We start from the raw sequence: 18,926 nt of genomic DNA, 5'->3' as shown, positions 1-18,926 counted from the left end.
TCTAAAACTACCTAACCTGAGAATTAAGAGTATACCCTTTATTGAAAATAACTCCTGCTAACCAAGAATATCTCTGATTTCTTTTCTCTATGTAGTGACTAAAAACTCGAATCAAGCTCAAACACAAACCACGATCCACCTTCATTAATCTCACGGAAATCGATTTTCTTTACTGATTTCTTTATAGGCGGGAAAAAAAGCTTATAAAAAATTTGACCATCTTTTGCTTCATCGGACAAAATACGTTCATCAATATTAGTGCCTTCTGCGGATGTAACAAACAAATTTTCTCCTCCTTCGCTATCACGAATACAGGATTTAGAAGGAATATAAATCCAACTCTCTTTTGGGATTTGTACCTGAAAATGTAATATGGTGGCAGTGTCACACAATTCAATTTTAGTAATATTAAAATTGCCCGATTTGGCTGTATACCCAGGATTATCAATATATTGACAATTTCCATCTTTACCTTTTTTCCCAGACTTTACTGATTTATCTACTCCAATATCGCTGGCAACATTAATTTCAAAGAAATGCCAGAAGTTCCCGTCTTTTCCTGAACGGTAGTCTATATTTTGCACTTCCTTATCAATTTTGGGAAAGTAAAGTTTTACAGATTTAAAATTTATACCTAAATCGTAATATGATTTATTGATTTCAATTCTCCCAAGACTATCCACAATTGATATTCCAGATGGTTGTACCTTTTTATAAAGTATATATACTCCTTCCGCTTTTTGCACATACAAACGTTCTCCACCCAAACTATTTATAATATAGGTTTTGGGTGAAACATGTAAAGCCCAGCTGGAATGATGTAATGCGCTTATCGTAACTATCGTGTATTCGTTTGTGATTTCAACACCTGACAATTCAACGTATTCTGCATTTTTAGCTTTATATTTCGGATGAGAAAACTTCTGAGCCCATATATTTCCTGCGCCCGTGACTAATATCATAAAAGTGATTATCAGTATTCCTGTGATTTTGGTTCTTTCTGTATTCATAGTTCTTTTAATTATTGCGTTGTTAATTATATTTTACTTTAAAGGTCCAAGGTAAAGCCTGTACTCCTTTGGTTTTTTTCCCGTATTCAATTTTTATACTTTCCACATCATCTTGAATGCCGGCTAAATCCAACCGGTCAACTCCCAGACGAATCATACTTTCATTTTCTACTTCTTCAGGATTCACATAATCTTCATAAGTATTCACTTTTTCTGTCACCGGTTCCTTTTCAATATACACTATTCTGGTTTTATAAACGGTATCAAATTTCGGTGGTTGATTTTGTAAATTCATCAATTGTTTTTTTACTTCCGACATATCTTCTTCCAGTAAGGTATTGTTATTAATTCGTTGCTGTAATTCAGTCCGGAGCCTGGCAATCTGCTGATTACGATTTTTAATACCGCTGTAGCCAAAGGAAGCTATTAAAATTATTACTGCCGAAGCAGCCGCAAGTGTCCATGCCGGGATGCTTCGTGCTTCATTTGGCAAATTTGCTTGCACATTTTTCCAAACCTTATCCTTCCCATTTTCAATATCCTTACTGATGGAATCATTAAATTGGTTTTCCATAAAGGACTTAAACCGTTTTTCTATTTCTGATAATTTCATCTTTTGCTAAATGTTTTAGTTTTTTCACAATAAAACTGCGCGCCTTAAACAACTGACTTTTTGAGGTTGAGATACTGATATTCAATTTTTCAGCAATTTCTTTATGAGTATACTCTTCCACCACATACATCAAAAAAACAACACGATATCCATCCGGCAAGGTATTAACTACGCCTAGAAAAAAATCCATATCAATGCTTCCTTCTACATCTGCGGTGATTTCCAAATCGGTTTCATACATTTCCTCACATATTCTAATCTTTTTTTTCTTTTCAAGCATCCGGAGTGCTTCATTAATCACGATAGTTTTGATCCATTTATTCAAGCTTCCTTCTTCGCAAAATTCAAATGTATCTGAATACCTAATAACCCTAATAAAGGCTTCGCTTAAAAGATCTTCTGCATCTTCCCGAAGTTTAACGTAACGCACAGCCACTGCGTACATGGACGTGTAATACTGTTCAAACAGGATTTGCTGACCTCTTTTTGTATGCAATATTTTAACTAAACGTTGCTCTTTCAAAGCAAGTAATTTGATTTTATTAATGGGAACCTCAAATTATAATAAATGGTTGCCTGCGAAAATATATTTTGTGAATTAACAAGGTAAGGGATTTACTGAAATTTGCATAAAGAAGGAAAGGCTTGTTTGCCAACGTATTTATTGGAACTACCCATCCGGGACATGCGGAAAAAATGATTTCCCTTTCGCTTTGACCTCCTCCATTAACCTTAGTATAGAATCATCGACCTCAGTTCCGTAATCAATAAAATATCTGTTTTGTCTCAGAGATAATATCACAACATATTTTTCCCCTTGCTGAAGCCGGAAATAAGTATCATCGTAACAATGATTCATAGTCATTTCAATACGCCCCACTGTGTCAGTCCCAATCGTATCCCCGTTAATGTCAAAATGATATAATACCTCTTTGGTTTCTTCACCTTCATAATTGTTTATTGAAAACTCCTGAGAAAAAATAGTATCAAACGAAATGAGTTGATCTTTATCTGGTTTAAGAATGGAATCCACAACAATTTGGTAGCGCTCTTTAACCAGGTCATATCTCACATGCATTCCATCATTCGCAAGGGAATCAAAATGACTTAGATAAATGGTATCAATATGATGTACAGAACAAATTAAGACAAGATCTGCATCGAAGTACCATCCGGCGATATCAAAGCTTGTAAAAACTCTTACAGAAAATGCCGACAGAACAGTTAAAAATGCCAATACCAGAACAATAAGGATTCTTTTCATAAAAGCCGTCTTTAAGCATCAATTTCTTTCACAGTCTGATCCAAACATGAACAGGGTCAGTTCTTTAAAGCATTAAAGGTAAGCAATTTGCTTAAATATAGAAAACTATACATTATTCTGATGGAAGATCGTTTAACCTCCAGTTGTTGTACTTGACTGTTTTGTGTAGGATGTTGATCAATGATGCATTGTGAATATTCAGCTTTCTACACATGGCCGACAAGGGTACTATCTCATTAATGAGCTTTTCTGTACGGCCAGAGATTTACATGACGTTATAAACACAGGGCTTCACCCTGTGTTTTGTGCTTATTGACCTTTGGTCAATTTTGTAAACCATGAATCAACGGGGTTTCTATTTTGCCTTAAGGGCAAATACAGCACAAATGTAATTAATCCTTTTTAGCCTCAATTTCTTTCCATTTATCCTTTATATTCTCTTCTCCGTCGAAATATTTTGCCTGTGAGTCTTTTTGAAAAATTTCAAATGAAGGTGCCAGCAAAATCTTATTGGAATCAGGATAATCCACCACATCATGCCCCAGATACGTTCTGATGTCCAAATAAACACAGGGTTCTGTGGTATGGTTAAATAACTGGTGAGCACCAGTATCTCCTTTTTCAAAGAACATCAAATCACCGGAATTTACAATTTCCAGGCCTTCGGTTGTTCTGAGCGTCGCTGAACCGGATACAATCATAAACAGTTCTTCGGCATACCGGTGGGAATGATACGGTGCCGAATACTCTCCGGGATTTAGCTGCCGCAGGTCAAAATTCAGGTTTTCAGGATTTACACCTTTTTTTGCTATTGACATATCCGTGAATAACCTGTAATTATCAATTCTTCGGGGATGCGGCTGAAAATCTCTTTGATCAGATTTAAATAGTATTGCCATAATGCAGGAAGTTTAGTTTAATAAAAAACACCTGATCTGAAGGGATGTTTAGTAAGTTAAGGCAATTTAAAAGGTTTATATTTTAATTCGCGAATTAAAAATTCGTTTAGAATGTTAATACGATGAATCCATTAGTTTCGCCCTTTCTGCATGTGGCCGACAAGAGTAATATCTCATTAAAGAGCTTTTCTACACGGCCATGGATTTACATGACGTTTTAATCTCAAGGCTTCACCCTGTGTTATATGCTTATTGACCTTTGGCCAATTTTGCGAATCTTGAATCAACAGACTACAATTTTGCCCTTCAGACAATCTAAATAATTTCAAATTATTTTAGGGGTGTTTCATTATAGATAGAATATACCCGGACGCGATGATTGTCCTCGAAAATGTTTTTCTCAAAACTGAACTTTAGTTTATCCAGAACCCGAATTGAGGCACTGTTTTCCGGAAGAACTAAAGCGAGTATTTTTTTTAGACCTAATTTATCAAATCCAAGTTTCAGACTTGCCCGGGCAGCTTCAGTCGCTATTCCCCTTCCCCAGTATTTTTTCATTAAGCGATATCCAAGGTCAACCTCATGTAATTCCTGCAAGTATTTGAGTCCGGTAAATCCAATAAATTCATTCTCTCCTTTTAATTCAACTGCCAGTCTCCCAAACCCATATTTTTCATAGTCACCCAAAACATCTTCTTTAATTCTTCTTTCAATTTCCTTTCTTGAAACTACCCCACCGTCACCTGTGTATTTACTTACGTCAGCATCTAAATTCATGGCATAGGCAGGTTCTATATCATCCAGGTTAATAGGACGTATTAAAAGCCTATCAGTTTCAATTATTAAATTCGAATACGAGATTCCCACAATTACCAGCTGTATAAATAATGTTTCCCAACCTTTCTTTATAGCCTCTGCTATTTACCATTCTTCATATTTCTGAAGAACTGCTAAACAGAATACGGGCTTTATAACCTTATTGCTAAAGATACAGCATTTATTCATAATGGCAACCAGGAATAAGATTTATCATCTGTTAGTACTATCAGATGGCCAAACACAAGAATAACAGATTAAAATCAATGTCAATAAACCCGGTTTCTGAGCTTGCTGAAGGACGATTCTTTTTTGTGGATCGCTGATCATATCGATTTAGGATATTCGGCTTCCCACAATTGGCCGACTAGGGCAATATCTCATTAATCATCCTTTCTGCACGGCAAGAGATTTACATGACGTTATAATCACAGGGCTTCACCCTGTGTTTTGTGCTTATTGACCTTTGGTCAATTTTGTAAACCATGAATTTGTGAGTTAAATTTTGCCTGAAGGGCAAAATAACAACTAAATTAAGTCCCGTATTTTCTCTAGTTTATCAACAATCAATTTTCTTCTTTCATCAGCAGTAAAGGGATTCAAATGGCATTCGATGATCTCATTTCGTGATGGATTAGAAAGAATTTCTTCACTCATCCCTTTCAAAAATATCTTAACGTCCTGATCTGCTCCTGCTGCATCATCCACCAACTCCTGGTTGTTATCAACTACATATACGATGTCTTCAAAATCATGACTCATTCTTGGATCACCACCCCTGCTTTTAAAAGCTTCCCATTTTGTTGCTAAAAATAAACTCACAGGTAAAATTTTTATTTCTACATCACCAATACCAAAAGAATAAGCCTTTTCAAAACCGGGTTTAAGCCAACTATTTGTCGGACCCAATGGTGTTTCTTCATAAGGTATAAAGTCAATTAATATATCCTGATAACTGTACCGGTATAATACTTTTTCAGTTGGAGCAGGATATATTTTTTTCATAGCTAATTTTTCTCTTAACTGATTCATTTGGGCATATGTACTGACCTGGACAGAAATATCAATATCTTTGGTAGGTCTTGGTTGTTCTGCGCCTTTATCAGTTACATACAAACTTACAACTGCACCACCCACATATACCACATCTTTATTAAGTTCTCCCAATGCTATCGCAACCTGTTCAATAACCTTTAAATTAATCGTTTGGTTTTTAAGCATTTTCTATTCTTTCTTTAATCATACTTATGGCTAATTCCTGTTCGCGAACTTTTCCCAAACGTATTGCATCTGCTAAAGCTATTAATTCATAATACTTATTATCCTTCAAACAAGCCATCGGTGTTTTAGGATGTAGAGGTTCTATTGCCTGTCCTCGTGTATTTCCATTTGCATATGGCCAAACATAGTTTTCTTCACTCAGGATAAGGTCAATAAGCGGAGGTGCTGAATGAGCCGTTCCCATACCTCTAACCATTGCTCCCGGTTGCTGTGGAAACACATATCGTAATCCTGATTTTAAAAAGTCAAGTAAAGCCAGTTTATTCAGTGTCTTTTTATCAGCACTCATCAAACCTGCAATTACAGAACGATAGATGCTTTCACTAATTTCACTGGCACTAATCTCCAACTCATATGCCAGATCTTTCATATACCAGTTTTGTTTCCCTTTACTGGCTATTTTAAGCAAAACTGCCACATCATGTGGACGCATACCGCTATGCTGTTTCATATTAGATTCATTTTAATCAAAACAAATATACAAAATATTTTCAATTCGCGATTCGCGATTCGCGAATTGAAAATTTACATAAAAAACTGATTTTGGTTAAAGATATTCAGCCTTCTGCAATTGGCCGAAATGAGCAATATCTCCTTGAAGAACCATTCTGTGCGGCCATTCTTTATATACATCAAAAACCCCGGGTGTTACCCGGGGCTATTATAATTATTGCCTTTCAGGCAATTTATGGTTTGTTACTAATCCAATATCCTGAAGTCATCGGATCAGTTTAAATTTTTAACCTTTATTTCTTAAGTATGGTTTGTCTGAAGATTCCTTTTCCTGTATAGACTTTTATTAGGTAAGTTCCCTGGTTTAATTGGCTGACATCAAGAGTTTTTACGTTTCCGCTAATGTCATTGATTAACTGCCCGCTCAGGCTGTAAATCTCCACATTTTGTACTTCTGCATCGCTTGCAATATTCAGCGCTGTACTTACCGGATTTGGATACAACTGCACGTTAACTGCATTTGGATGTTGAATGGCACTGGCAAATTCAAGACTCATCAGGTAAAGATTAGCCACATCTACCTTGGTGATTTCGTATGTGCCGGCAGTAAGTGTCGCCGTCATCACACCATTGCTGATGGCATAAGCTGTTCCGTTAATATTGATCTCACCTGAAAAACCTTCGTTAAATACCAACACTAATGTTGCATCTTCTGCAATGGTAAACGAAACACTGGTGCTGGATTCAATTTTCAAACATTGGGTCAGCGTTAAACCGCCATAAGTTACCGTACCTTTGGTAGCAGAGAGTGTGCCAGTAATATCAAAGAACTCACTTGACAAGCCTGATAATGTGAAGTTATGCACCACATCGCCGGTGATCTCACCAGTACCACCACCTGTTCCACCAGTCGCTATGCTGTCTCCCTGAACAGCAACCAATGTGGTTTCATAGCCTGTTAAAGCCGCTTTTAACGCAGTATTTACCGCATACGACTGATCATCCACCGCATTATTGAACGTCCATTTAAAATCACCTCCATTTACACGACCGGCCCACTGCATCACTGTATTTCTGGCATCAGCCGGAGTCTCTGCAGTATAGGCATACATCACAGATGAATTGGTATCGAAATTATTATAGGTATTGCTGCCATAAGACGATTTTACGGTTGCAGGAACAGTTTCGTCGCGAGTAGTTGCCACATACGCGTCAAAATCAACGGTCGAATTAGGATATCCGGCATCACCATAAGGCACAAACCGCCGTTGTCCTTCCATGTAGTTATTAAACGCCTTGATTGTTCCACCATCTTCTTTCGAGAATGTTGGCATATCTGAATAATCGTTGCTCTGCGTGCTTTCGTCGTACACATCCGACCCCTGCATGGATGTCAGCATCGGGTACTTGCAATGGCGGAAATAGTTGCCTTCCACAAACACAGACGATCCCAGGGTTGAACCAACACCGTATTTTGCGATCCCATCGTAATAGTTGTTATACACATGAGCCGAATAGTAACGCACACGCGGGTGACGGGAATCGGAATGGTCGTACCAGTTATGGTGATAGGTGATAAACAATCCCTGGGTGGTTCCTTCACTCAGACCCAACAGGTTGCTTTTACCGGTATCCCAGAAGTGGTTGTACGAAAATGTCACATAGGTGGATTTTTTACAATCCAGTGCACCGTCTCCTTTGGCCTGATCCGAATCACTTCCGGCATCACCGTAAAAGAAGTCACAGTGATGTACCCACACATAATCATTGTTCTGCTGCAGACCGATGTCGTCGCCTTCATCGCTGTTACAGTTCATCAGGCCAATGTTCCGGATCTCAATATTCGAAGCATTTTTGACGCGGATTCCCCAGCCGTCTGCCACAGCATCATCGCCTACACCTTCCAGGGTGATATAACCAGCTGCATTATTGTCGTTTTCAATGACGATATCGCCTTTATCCAGGTATGCCGGATCTGTGATCTGACCAACCAGACGCAACACCAGCGGACGGTTATCATCACCTTTTTTAAATCCTTCCAGAATCGTTTCCAGACCAACGCACGGATTCTCATTGGCGCCGGTCACTTCCAGTGACACTTTATCTTTTGTGTTCTCTGTAATATACAGAACAACCGCATTATCTTTCAGCGTTCCGTCAGCTTTATAGGCTCCGGGAACCCTTCCGTTTGAAAATGAAAAACCGGTTCTGTCGTGAGCCAATACAGTGAGCGCAGCAGTTTGTGTAACTTCGCCTTCTACATCCGAAATCACCGGAACAATTTTTAGGGTGTAACTACCGGCTTTCAGCCCCAACACGTCCGCACGAAAATACGAACCATAATCACGGATCAGTTGCGGATCGATTTGTTGATCGGTTATTCCTTCACCGGAATAATACACATTGTAGCTGTCAGCGTTTTCACCAGGTTGCCATTTTACATAAGCAGATTCCAGCCAGCCGGCTGCATCATCAATAGTTACGGATTGTGCCAACATCGACACAGTCGTTAGCACAATGCTAACAAGCACCATAAGTCTTTTTACCATCATTACGTTTTTTTCAAGTATAGTTAGTTAGTACCAAGCAATTACAGGAACAAATTTAGCATTTTATTTAATTATAGGTCCTTTTAGAGTTATTTATACAAAATCTACGGTAATTACAGAACTTTATCACTTGTCTCAATATCTGTATCCAGTAAACTAAAAAGACATCCAGCCGGTTAAAACGGAATGTCCTTTCAGATACTTGTAAAGTTTCGTTTACTTTTTAAACAGTTTTTTACAGGTTAATGGTCGCTGATCCGAATCCGAAACCTGAATCAGGTAAATGCCACAGTTCAATTCTTTCTCAAACGCAATGGAACCTGAAATTACACCCTTTTGTAAAACTTTACCTACTGTATTATACAGGGTATAATATTTTACATTATCGTTATAAGTTATGTTAATCACATCTCCAACAGGATTTGGGTAAATGGAGAGGTATTCACCACCCGCATCTGTAGTAGTAACAGCATTACTACCAGATGTCTTAAAACTGATCACAATGTTCTGGTCTAACCTTACTCCTGCACTGTTTTTCAGATTTGTGGTAATGGTGATGAAATATCGTGTTCCCGGTCTTAACGTATCCGGTTCAAAAATTAAAGTATCCCCTGAATAACTGAACTGGCCTGCAACATCCTGCAATTGCCCTGAAAGGATAAAGGATGTTGAATTAAAAGTAGACAGATCGATATACTGATCAAACAACAGTTTAATAATCCTGTTCTGTTCAACATCATTCTCTCCGTCTTCCGGGGTGCTGAACATCAATTGGGGTGATGGTGATAAAAGTTGAAAATCAGCCGTAATGGTCTGATCCTTCCGAATGTCAACCACTTTACTTTCTGCACCATATGTCGGTTTGAATGTATTCACATGCACGATACCCGGTTTAACATTGTGAATGGCATATTTTCCGTATACGTCTGTTGTATCCTTCCTGTTATCATTTGTGCTCACAATGACACCTTCAAGCGGATTACCACTTGTTTTATCTGTGACTGTTCCGCTGATCACTGTGTTATTATTCGATGTATCAACAGGATTGATCAGTAATTTAATAAAATCAATCGCATAACCATCTCCGGCACCGGTCGTGAAGTCATCAAATTCAATGGCAAGTTTGCCGTCCCCAAGCAGATACAGAAGGTTTTCCGGAATGGTATATGTGATCATTTTGCCAATGGGTCCGGTCTGAACCAGAGCATTGATAATATTTTCCAGATCACTGTTTCTTAAACTGTCAAGCAGTACCACGTAATGTGATCCCCAGACTGGAGCCTGAAAATCATCCACGAACATCTGTATTTCGGCTGAACCGATATTAAATGTATCAGAGAAAGTCAGTTGAATGGGACGAACAGAATTGGAGGGCCTCGACGTCCCGCTGGTATATCCATCCCTGCCATATGGTGGTGTTCCAACATAACTGGTAATAACCATTATCCGGTCTGTGCCTGACGGGTCTGTTTCATCCGGCGTCCAAGGGAATCCATGACCAGGTGTACTGTTACCGGAAAACGGATCAAAATTCACCGGCCAGCCAAACCCAAGATTATCAATATCCCCTGTTCTCACCATAAATTCAGCTTCCGGGGTGTTTGACAGCGAAACATATTTTTCGGACCAGTCACCATCGTTTTCAGTAATCTGTGCGTAGGTTCCCGCAGAACTGACCAGTAAGAACAAAAATGAGGTAAGTATAAAAGTAGAATTTTTCATAACACTCGATTTCAAATAATTAAAGACTGCTTTTCAATAAACTAATTTCTTAGCAAAGGGAAGATTACAGCATAGTTTTATGCCGAAGGATTAATTTCAGAATATTCAAGTTACGAAAAATTACTTCTGGTGTATATAAATTTAAAAGGAAGTAAAATATTTTTTTAAGGGTACCGATGATGAATTTATAAAACTCTCCGGTTTCGCACCTAAGGCACTTATGTATTCTTCGGTTGATCGTTTTTACCAATATATTATCCCTAAGCGACGCATGCATTATTGTTAATTGTAACCTTTCCCTTAAGGTTTATTAACAAATAATATTCAATTAATTTTATCTAAAAAAGCTTGTTAGCGCTTTAATATAGGTATATGTTCGGAAAGAAGATATAAACGAATTCCCGGAGGGACGAAATCATAATAATTTATCCGCAATCTGGTTGATCAGGTCAGGTTCAAAACCCTTACCGCTTAAGAAGCGCATCAGCTTCCCCTTTCGTTCAAATTCATTTTCGGCTTTAATGTATTTTAATTTGGTTTTGGCCAGATCATACGCCAGCTGCTGATAATCTTCAGGATTTATTTCCTCTTCAAGTGTGGTGTTTATAATAAGCTCAGGTATTCCTTTCCCATACAACTGGTACCTTATTTTAACCTTCCCCCATTGGTTGAACCGGAATTTATCACGCACATAAAAACGCGTAAAGCGCTCTTCATCAATGTATTTTTCTGATACCAGATAACTGATCATTTTATCATGATCAGCAGGATTTAACTTCCAGTCGAACAGTTTCTTCCGGATATCAGTGATGCATTTCTCAGACCTGCTGCACAATGCTGCAGCTCTTGAAAGTGCATTCTGATATGTTATTTCAGCCATATTTAATCCTTACCGGCAATCTTAAAGAAACGGTTCCAGCGGATATTGGCAGGAAACGATTTATCCTTATCGAGTGATAACCAGACCAATATCGGTTTTCCTATCACATGGTCTTCCGGCACAAAGCCCCAGAAACGTGAATCCACTGAATTATCACGGTTGTCGCCCATCATAAAGTAGTAGTCCATTTTAAATGTGTAAGTATCAGTTTTTTCACCATTTATGTAAAAAATGCTGTCCCCTACAGATTTAAAATCATTATTCTCGTATGCGTGAATAATCCGTTTATAAACCGGAATATTTTCTTTAGTCAAACGAACTGTTATACCTTTCTCAGGAATCCAGAGTGGACCTACAAAATCAGCATTCCAATCGTACAGATCAGAGTGCGGAAAGACCTGTGGATCTTTTTCACCCGGAATCTTCTTCATCCGTTTTACAGACACGACATTTGACAGTTTTTCTAACGCTATCAGATTATCATTGGTCAGGGGCATGTGGTAATAGACGTTATAATCCCCTGCATAATGCTGATCCTCTTTGGCTATGCCCAACTTCTCAAATATTTTAGGATTGATCTGCGTCCCGTTGGTCTGAACCATATAATTAAACTGAATCCCTTTGTGCGGGTTCTGCGGCACACCATTTATAATTACTTTACCATCTTTAATAGTCAGTGTATCCCCTGGAAGTGCCACACAGCGCTTTACATAATTTTCCCTGCGGTCCACGGGACGCCAGACAATCTCTCCGAAATCAATCCCTGGCACGGTATTATTGCGCACCCTGTCACGGCCGTATTCACGGCATAGTTCGTAATAATCAGGATTAGGAATATTTGTACATACAGTGTCCCCTGTTGGAAAATTAAACACTACAATATCGTCATGTTTTACATGTCCGAAACCTGCAAGACGTTTATATTTCCATTGCGGCTTTTCGAAGTATGATTTTGTATGAATAATTGGCAAGGTATGCTGCGCCAACGGAAAAGAAAGCGGTGTCATAGGGTTTCGTGGTCCGTATGCCACCTTACTCACAAACAAACGGTCGCCAATCAGCAATGTTTTCTCTAATGATGAACTCGGGATCTTATAGTTCTGGAACAAATATATATGGATCAGTCCGACAGCAATCAAGGCAAAAATAATGGCATCCAGCCATTCAACAATCCAGTGCGGTTTTTTACCGCTTTTTGTTTTCTTGTAAAAGTCCCACGGAACTTTTTTTGATACATACATATCAAAAATGATGACCACACCCGGCAACAGCCACAGGTTCTGCACCCAGATACAGAACAAGGTGTATATTGTTCCCCAAACAATAAATTTAATCAGACTTTTACGCTCAGGTTTCATACAACAGATTAATCTTTACCGGCAATCTTAAAGAAACGGTTCCAGCGGATATTGGCAGGAAATGATTTATCCTTGTCAAGAGATAACCAGACCAATATCGGTTTACCCACAACATGATCCTCCGGCACAAAGCCCCAGAAGCGTGAATCCACAGAGTTATCACGGTTGTCGCCCATCATAAAATAGTAGTCCATTTTAAATGTGTAGGTATCAGTTTTTTCACCGTTTATATAAAAAATGCTGTCGCCTACAGATTTAAAATCATTATTCTCATAGGCATGAATAATCCTTTCATAAACCGGAATATTTTCTTTAGTCAGATGAACGGTTGTACCTTTTTTAGGAATCCAGAGCGGACCAAAGAAATCTGCATTCCAGTCGTACAGATCAGAGTGAGGAAAGACCTGCGGATCATTTTCACCCTTCATTTTTTTGCTGGGATTTACAGAAACCACATTGCTCAGTTCCTGTAACGCTTTCACATTATCATCGGTCAAAGGCATGCGGTAATATACGTTATAGTTCCCTGCATAGTGCTGATCCTCTTTGGCAATACCCAACTTCTCAAATATCTTAGGATTGATCTGGGTACCGTTGGTCACCACCATGTAATTAAATTGAATCCCTTTATGCGGTTTCTGCGGCACACCATTTACGATTACTCTTCCGTTTTTAACCACAAGAGAGTCACCTGGTAATGCCACGCAGCGTTTTACGTAATTTTCCCTGCGGTCTACCGGACGCCATACAATCTCTCCGAAATCAACGCCAGGTACGGTATTATGACGCACCCTGTCCCGGCCATATTCACGACAAAGCTCGTAATAATCAGGATTAGGAATATTCGTACATACCGTGTCCCCTGTCGGAAAATTAAACACCACAATATCATCATGCTTTACATGTCCGAAACCTGCCAGACGTTTATATTTCCATTGCGGTTTTTCTATGTATGATTTGGTATGAATAATCGGTAATGTATGCTGGGCCAGCGGAAAAGAAAGTGGTGTCATTGGGTTTCGTGGTCCGTATGCCACCTTACTCACAAACAAATGGTCGCCAACCAGCAACGTTTTCTCCAGCGATGATGTTGGAATTTTATAGTTCTGAAACAGATAAATATTGATAAGTCCAACAGCGATCAGGGCAAAAATAATGGCATCCAGCCATTCAACAATCCAGTGAGGTTTTTTACCACTTTTTGTTTTCTTGTAAAAGTCCCACGGAACTTTTTTAGAAACATACATATCAAAAATGATAACCACACCTGGTAATAACCACAGGTTCTGTACCCAGATACAGAACAGAATGTAGATTGTTCCCCAGATGGCAAATTTTATCAAACCTTTGCGTTTAGCGTCCATAGTGTAATTATTAAAACTTTAACATGTCCTCCATTCCGAGGAATCCTTTATTATCTTTTACAAACTCTGCAGCAATTACTGCGCCCAATGCAAATCCTTTTCGGTTTTTTGCACTGTGATGAATCATGATCTCATCCACCTCTGAATCGTACTTTATGGTATGAATTCCGGGAACCTGTCCTTCCCGAATGCTTTCGATGTACAAATCTTTCGCATCACCACCCGGTTCATTAATCCATTTTTCCTTCCGTTCGATCCGGTCCATGATATCTTCTGCCAGTGAAATTCCTGTTCCACTGGGCGCATCCAGTTTTTGTGTATGGTGAACCTCAACCATGGATACATCGTATTGTGGAAAATCGTTCATTATATTCGCCAGATACTTGTTGACCGCAAAAAATATGTTTACGCCCAGACTAAAATTCGAAGCATAGAAAAATGTCTGACCCGCATTACACTGCTGCTTTATCTCGTCAATTTTATCCAGCCATCCTGTTGTTCCCGAAACAACCGGCACATCGTGTTTAAAGCATTTCTGATAATTCTGATATGCTACGGAAGGAACCGTGAACTCAATAGCCACATCAGCACTTTTAAAAGCCTCCGATTCAAAATCATCCTGGTTATCTGCGTCAATGGCAACACAAACTTCATGTCCTCTGTCGATGGCGATTTTTTCAATCTCGTGTCCCATCTTTCCGTATCCTATTAATGCTATTTTCATTTCTTCTAGTATCAGGTATCAAGAATCAAGTATCAGGATTGAAATCCTGTCTCTTGATTCTTATGTCTTGATTCTTATTTTAAATTTGCAAATATACTATTTTATGCCTAACGCTTTATGCTTTCAGTAAATGACCTCGAAATCATTGCGGCTGCTCTCTCCGACGCACCCGGACCACCTACTATATTCTGAAGCTCCTTATAGTCTTTCAGCATTTTAGTTCTGTAATCCTTGTTTTGAACCAGATTTTCAAACTCAAGCTTCAATGTATCGTCAGTCAGTTTTTTCTGGATCAGTTCCTTCACCACTTCACTATGCATAATCAGGTTCACGAGTGAAACCCAAGGAACTTTCACGATCCTGTTCATCACAAACTGAGTGATATTATTTCCCCAAAGCCTGTAACAAACCACCTGAGGAACGTTCAGTAAAGCGGTTTCAAGTGTCGCTGTTCCCGATGCTACCAAAGCAACTTCGGCATGCTGCAACAACGCATAGGTCTCATCAAACACCAACTTAACCTTTGCACTTTCAATCAGGCTATTATAAACGGAACGGTCCAAAACAGAAACACCGGCCACCACATACTGGTATTGCGGATATTGCGTCGCTATTCTTAAAAAATAAGGCAGTATCTGCGTCACCTCATGCTGACGGCTACCGGCCAAAAGTGCTATGATGGGTTTATTCTCCAGGCCAATCCGCTGAATAAATTCAGACCGTTTTTCATTTTTGCAGGTCCTGTCTTCCAGTGCATCCACAACCGGACTCCCAACATATTCTACCGTAATGCCATGCTTTGAAAAATAGTTCTCTTCAAACGGAAGAATAGCAAATATCTTATCGATATACTTTCTGATTTTTTCCACCCTCTTCTCGCGCGAGGCCCAGACTTTCGGTGCAATATAGTAGTAATTCGTTATGCCGGCAGTTTTTGTAAATTCGGCAATACGAAGATTAAATCCCGGATAATCCACAAAAATCATTAAATCCGGCTTCCAGCTTTCAATATCTTTTTTGCAGGCCTGAATGTTTCGCCCTATGGAACGCAGTTTTAAAATAACGTTGATAAGACCCATCACCGCCGTATCCCTGTAATGTCTTACAAGTTCCATCCCTGCACTCTGCATCAAATCGCCACCCCATCCCCTGAATTCGGCATCAGGATGCAGCAGTTTTAATGATTTAATCAGATTGGAGGCATGCAGGTCGCCCGATGCTTCCCCGGCAATGAGGTATATTTTCATTTTACAGATATAAGACACAAGATATAAGACACAAGACCTGACTTATATCTTTTTTATGGTTGATTTTTTAAGCCATCCCACATTCCCGTCTCCCAGTACTATTTCATTCCAGTCTCCGATGCTGTCCGTTACATTTACCTTAGTTCCCTCATGAAGGATAAACAATTCTGTTCCGCTATCATCAGGCGATCCCTTAACGGTCACTGTGGGACTAAATACTATGGCTCCGTTTCGCTCAGTTATCTTGTTTTTCTGTGAACCGGAATATGCAAAAGAAACCGCCGTAACAAGGATCATCAGGACACCAAAATAAAATCCAAGCTGCTTAAGTCCGGATCGACCGGAAAATGTATAAACCGCAATGCTTACTATCAGTAAAATAAATGCTGCAATACCAGTGTAAGCCCACTTGTCGGAACTCATATTGTTTCCAATGCCGATGATCCAACGTTTCAGAAAAAACACATCCACCTTATCAATTTTGTCCACAACCATTTTCTGTGCCATCTGAAGATTATATTCCAGATCTTTATCTTTAGGCATATACAATTTGGCCCTTTCATAGTTTAAAATAGCAAAACCAAGCTGGCCCGTTTTATAATAGGCATTACCAAGATTAAAAAATAAGGGGCCCGACACCAATCCTGTATCCACCAGGGATTCATAAACAGGAATGGCATTTTCAAAATCTCCCCTGGCATACAGATCGTTTGCCTTTTTCAGCTGATCGCTCTGCCCCATTACTGAAGTAACGGAAACCAAAATGAGACTTAATATTATAAGCAATTGTTTCATGTCCATTTTATTGTATCAAGTATCATGTATCAGGAATCAAGACTTATTATTTTACCAAACTGAAACTTCAATTTCTGAATTTGGCCAGTTACCATATCTAAGTCTGGTACTCATAAATCTTATGTCTTAATTCTTATATCTTGTGTCTTATGTCTTGATTCTTGTATCTAACTATAATTTATTATCCATATTGCTGATTACAGAAACAGCATTTTTATAAGTTTCATCCATACCTCCGGCAACTGCAGAAGGTGCATAACGGGCATACTCACAGGTGTTCAGAAGGTCGATAAATTCCTTTACCTGATCCTCAGACACACCTTTCTCTTTTAGGATTCCCTCAATATTATCCTTGTTCAACCGTGATAACGGAATATTAAGTTTATCGCTGGTATATCCCCACATAGCCCTTAGCACTTCTTCATAAAAGCCTTCCTTATCATCTTTTTTCATAAAATCGGCGGAAGCTTTCAACCGCTTTTTGGCCACTTTATTTGCCCGCTTATTTTTTACCAGCGCCACATTTGCTTTTTGTTTAGCCTGTTTTCTGTACAAAATCAAAGCAATAATATAAAGCACAACCGGAATAACAAGCAGCAACCAGAACGGTGTAGAACCGAACAGGAAAACACCCCGCGGTTTCAGCTTCAGATTCCCGGTTTTAATGTACCGGATATCTGATCCGAGAAACCTTACATCTTCCTTGGACGTATAATTTCTTACCGGCCCTGACGTCTGGCTTCCCTCACCCTTTTCAACATGAATAGTATACTCCTGAGAACTCAGTGTTTTATATCTTCCCGATTTAGGATCAAAATAAGGAATTTTAACGGCAGGAATTTTAAAATCGCCTCCATATCTTGGAATAACCAGATATTCGAATGAGCGCGTTCCGTTAACACCGGCAAGCGTTGTGTTAAGATTGTTGGTCACCTTAGGATCATATTTTTCAAAATCTTCCGGGAATTCTACTTCTGGTGTTGGCAGCAGTTTCAGGTTACCTTCACCTGATAGTACCAGTTTAATGGTTACCGGATCATTTTCCTTTACATCCTCGGATGTGATGGAAGACTTTAACGAGAAATTTCCCACCAGATTCTGAAATCCATCCGGTTTTGGTGATGGTAACGGTTTTACATTCAACCTAATATCATTGGAAGAAAGCTGTTTGGTAACATCCTGGTATGAGTCAAACAGATCATCAAAGATATTATAACTTCTTCTTTGTGTCCTCATACGGATATTCAGGCTGATTTTAACCGGATCGATTTTAATCTCGCCCGAACGTTGTGGAAATAATACTTTTTGCTGAATCACATAGGTCTTATATACCATACCATTATAATTCTCCACGCTCTGAACCAATGATCCGGTTTTATTCTCAATGTCCTGTGTCAGGAAACCATTGAACTCAGGAATATCAGCATTGGTAATGTTGGAAACATCAACACGTGTAAACAACTTTATAGTATATAACACGGCGTCCTGCTGATACGGATTTGATTTGTTGACGGTTGCACGTATAAAAATATCCCTGCTACTTATTCCCGCCTGCGAACCTGATTCCTGTCCATTTCCGGTAGACTGACCAGCCGCAACAACTTTTATAGTTAAAGAATTGGAAGTCAGTTTCTTTCCATCCACCTCAACGGTAGCAGGTTGAATAGTATAGGTTCCCTCCTTTTGGGCAACCAATACATACGTGTAAGTAAACGTTTGAGTTCTTGAAGATTTTCCGTTTATAAACTGATAACTTGAACTTTGCTGCGTGGTGGGCCCGGCTTTTTGTTGAAAACCTTCAAAGGCCGGTGGACGTAAATTAGAACCGGCTTTGTTCAGTTCATATTGCAAATAAAATGGATTCCCCACAACTACAGCACCGGGAGCTTTGGCCACAAATTCCATATCTTCAGCATTCGCGCTTAATGCAACAAATGCCATCAGGAATAAG

The 18,926-nt window shown here is 39.1% G+C and carries 18 protein-coding genes; 1 reads left to right on the top strand and 17 read right to left on the bottom strand.

Annotation, left to right across the window (positions count from 1 at the left end; genetic code table 11):
* Window positions 1–98: 98 nt before the first annotated feature.
* From ACE1ET_RS10210 to ACE1ET_RS10175, 8 genes are all read right to left on the bottom strand, one after another.
* Window positions 99–1,010: a hypothetical protein gene (locus ACE1ET_RS10210; RefSeq protein ID WP_375728297.1), complete on the bottom strand. Its 912-nt coding sequence runs from the start codon at window positions 1,008–1,010 to the stop codon at window positions 99–101.
* Between the two features lie 22 nt (window positions 1,011–1,032).
* Window positions 1,033–1,623: a hypothetical protein gene (locus tag ACE1ET_RS10205; RefSeq protein WP_375728296.1), complete on the bottom strand. Its 591-nt coding sequence runs from the start codon at window positions 1,621–1,623 to the stop codon at window positions 1,033–1,035.
* Window positions 1,592–2,146: an RNA polymerase sigma factor gene (locus tag ACE1ET_RS10200; protein WP_375728295.1), complete on the bottom strand. Its 555-nt coding sequence runs from the start codon at window positions 2,144–2,146 to the stop codon at window positions 1,592–1,594. The genes ACE1ET_RS10205 and ACE1ET_RS10200 overlap by 32 nt, the downstream gene beginning before the upstream one ends.
* Window positions 2,147–2,293: 147 nt before the next feature.
* A complete protein-coding gene (locus tag ACE1ET_RS10195) occupies window positions 2,294–2,887 on the bottom strand; it encodes a hypothetical protein (RefSeq protein ID WP_375728294.1) in 594 nt (197 codons plus the stop codon).
* A gap of 392 nt (window positions 2,888–3,279) precedes the next feature.
* Complete coding sequence (locus tag ACE1ET_RS10190) at window positions 3,280–3,786, bottom strand: cupin domain-containing protein (RefSeq protein WP_375728293.1); 507 nt, start codon at window positions 3,784–3,786, stop codon at window positions 3,280–3,282.
* A 330-nt stretch (window positions 3,787–4,116) separates the two neighbouring features.
* On the bottom strand, window positions 4,117–4,653 hold the full coding sequence (locus ACE1ET_RS10185) for a GNAT family N-acetyltransferase (RefSeq protein WP_375728292.1): 537 nt from the start codon (window positions 4,651–4,653) through the stop codon (window positions 4,117–4,119).
* 477 nt (window positions 4,654–5,130) lie between these two features.
* The gene (locus ACE1ET_RS10180) at window positions 5,131–5,823 is read right to left on the bottom strand and encodes a hypothetical protein (protein WP_375728291.1); all 693 of its coding nucleotides are present in this window, start codon (window positions 5,821–5,823) and stop codon (window positions 5,131–5,133) included.
* Window positions 5,816–6,334 carry a hypothetical protein gene (locus ACE1ET_RS10175; protein ID WP_375728290.1) on the bottom strand — a complete coding sequence of 173 codons (519 nt, stop codon included), beginning with the start codon at window positions 6,332–6,334 and terminating at the stop codon, window positions 5,816–5,818. Before ACE1ET_RS10175 ends, ACE1ET_RS10180 begins: the two co-directional genes overlap by 8 nt.
* 92 nt (window positions 6,335–6,426) lie before the next feature.
* On the opposite strand from ACE1ET_RS10175, the gene ACE1ET_RS10170 reads away from it, so the two are divergent.
* On the top strand, window positions 6,427–6,618 hold the full coding sequence (locus tag ACE1ET_RS10170) for a hypothetical protein (RefSeq protein WP_375728289.1): 192 nt from the start codon (window positions 6,427–6,429) through the stop codon (window positions 6,616–6,618).
* A gap of 11 nt (window positions 6,619–6,629) precedes the next feature.
* Here ACE1ET_RS10170 and ACE1ET_RS10165 read toward each other — a convergent pair whose 3' ends face one another.
* The 9 genes from ACE1ET_RS10165 to ACE1ET_RS10125 form a co-directional block, all read right to left on the bottom strand.
* Window positions 6,630–8,888 (bottom strand): pectate lyase family protein, encoded by a 2,259-nt coding sequence (locus ACE1ET_RS10165; protein ID WP_375728288.1) that lies wholly within the window; start codon window positions 8,886–8,888, stop codon window positions 6,630–6,632.
* Between the two features lie 213 nt (window positions 8,889–9,101).
* Window positions 9,102–10,607: an Ig-like domain-containing protein gene (locus ACE1ET_RS10160; protein ID WP_375728287.1), complete on the bottom strand. Its 1,506-nt coding sequence runs from the start codon at window positions 10,605–10,607 to the stop codon at window positions 9,102–9,104.
* A 415-nt stretch (window positions 10,608–11,022) separates the two neighbouring features.
* Window positions 11,023–11,487: a regulatory protein RecX gene (locus tag ACE1ET_RS10155; protein WP_375728286.1), complete on the bottom strand. Its 465-nt coding sequence runs from the start codon at window positions 11,485–11,487 to the stop codon at window positions 11,023–11,025.
* 2 nt (window positions 11,488–11,489) lie between these two features.
* Entirely contained in the window at window positions 11,490–12,845 is a 1,356-nt protein-coding gene (locus tag ACE1ET_RS10150) for a S26 family signal peptidase (protein WP_375728285.1), read from the bottom strand.
* Window positions 12,846–12,853: 8 nt separating this feature from the next.
* Entirely contained in the window at window positions 12,854–14,209 is a 1,356-nt protein-coding gene (locus ACE1ET_RS10145; RefSeq protein WP_375728284.1) for a S26 family signal peptidase, read from the bottom strand.
* A gap of 10 nt (window positions 14,210–14,219) precedes the next feature.
* Window positions 14,220–14,933 (bottom strand): 4-hydroxy-tetrahydrodipicolinate reductase, encoded by a 714-nt coding sequence (dapB, locus tag ACE1ET_RS10140; RefSeq protein WP_375728283.1) that lies wholly within the window; start codon window positions 14,931–14,933, stop codon window positions 14,220–14,222.
* A gap of 107 nt (window positions 14,934–15,040) precedes the next feature.
* Window positions 15,041–16,180: a lipid-A-disaccharide synthase gene (lpxB, locus tag ACE1ET_RS10135; protein WP_375728282.1), complete on the bottom strand. Its 1,140-nt coding sequence runs from the start codon at window positions 16,178–16,180 to the stop codon at window positions 15,041–15,043.
* 42 nt (window positions 16,181–16,222) lie between these two features.
* On the bottom strand, window positions 16,223–16,975 hold the full coding sequence (locus tag ACE1ET_RS10130; RefSeq protein ID WP_375728281.1) for a tetratricopeptide repeat protein: 753 nt from the start codon (window positions 16,973–16,975) through the stop codon (window positions 16,223–16,225).
* A gap of 171 nt (window positions 16,976–17,146) precedes the next feature.
* On the bottom strand, window positions 17,147–18,916 hold the full coding sequence (locus ACE1ET_RS10125; protein ID WP_375728280.1) for a BatD family protein: 1,770 nt from the start codon (window positions 18,914–18,916) through the stop codon (window positions 17,147–17,149).
* Window positions 18,917–18,926 lie beyond the last annotated feature (10 nt).

It is taken from the genome of Quyinboa mangrovi, from assembly GCF_042219825.1.
In the GTDB taxonomy this organism is placed as follows: domain Bacteria; phylum Bacteroidota; class Bacteroidia; order Bacteroidales; family UBA5342; genus JBHJHP01.
Note: the sequence above shows the minus strand (reverse complement) of the source record. Positions and strands in the feature narration are given on the sequence as shown.

What these genes read in the sequence shown, in the direction of transcription:
- ACE1ET_RS10210 (WP_375728297.1), bottom strand. Translation starts at nt 1,010, where the DNA reads ATGAATACAGAAAGAACCAAAATCACAGGAATACTGATAATCACTTTT.
- ACE1ET_RS10205 (WP_375728296.1), bottom strand. Translation starts at nt 1,623, where the DNA reads ATGAAATTATCAGAAATAGAAAAACGGTTTAAGTCCTTTATGGAAAAC.
- ACE1ET_RS10195 (WP_375728294.1), bottom strand. Translation starts at nt 2,887, where the DNA reads ATGAAAAGAATCCTTATTGTTCTGGTATTGGCATTTTTAACTGTTCTG.
- ACE1ET_RS10190 (WP_375728293.1), bottom strand. Translation starts at nt 3,786, where the DNA reads ATGGCAATACTATTTAAATCTGATCAAAGAGATTTTCAGCCGCATCCC.
- ACE1ET_RS10180 (WP_375728291.1), bottom strand. Translation starts at nt 5,823, where the DNA reads ATGCTTAAAAACCAAACGATTAATTTAAAGGTTATTGAACAGGTTGCG.
- ACE1ET_RS10175 (WP_375728290.1), bottom strand. Translation starts at nt 6,334, where the DNA reads ATGAAACAGCATAGCGGTATGCGTCCACATGATGTGGCAGTTTTGCTT.
- ACE1ET_RS10165 (WP_375728288.1), bottom strand. Translation starts at nt 8,888, where the DNA reads ATGATGGTAAAAAGACTTATGGTGCTTGTTAGCATTGTGCTAACGACT.
- ACE1ET_RS10160 (WP_375728287.1), bottom strand. Translation starts at nt 10,607, where the DNA reads ATGAAAAATTCTACTTTTATACTTACCTCATTTTTGTTCTTACTGGTC.
- ACE1ET_RS10155 (WP_375728286.1), bottom strand. Translation starts at nt 11,487, where the DNA reads ATGGCTGAAATAACATATCAGAATGCACTTTCAAGAGCTGCAGCATTG.
- ACE1ET_RS10150 (WP_375728285.1), bottom strand. Translation starts at nt 12,845, where the DNA reads ATGAAACCTGAGCGTAAAAGTCTGATTAAATTTATTGTTTGGGGAACA.
- ACE1ET_RS10145 (WP_375728284.1), bottom strand. Translation starts at nt 14,209, where the DNA reads ATGGACGCTAAACGCAAAGGTTTGATAAAATTTGCCATCTGGGGAACA.
- dapB (WP_375728283.1), bottom strand. Translation starts at nt 14,933, where the DNA reads ATGAAAATAGCATTAATAGGATACGGAAAGATGGGACACGAGATTGAA.
- lpxB (WP_375728282.1), bottom strand. Translation starts at nt 16,180, where the DNA reads ATGAAAATATACCTCATTGCCGGGGAAGCATCGGGCGACCTGCATGCC.
- ACE1ET_RS10130 (WP_375728281.1), bottom strand. Translation starts at nt 16,975, where the DNA reads ATGAAACAATTGCTTATAATATTAAGTCTCATTTTGGTTTCCGTTACT.
- ACE1ET_RS10125 (WP_375728280.1), bottom strand. Translation starts at nt 18,916, where the DNA reads ATGGCATTTGTTGCATTAAGCGCGAATGCTGAAGATATGGAATTTGTG.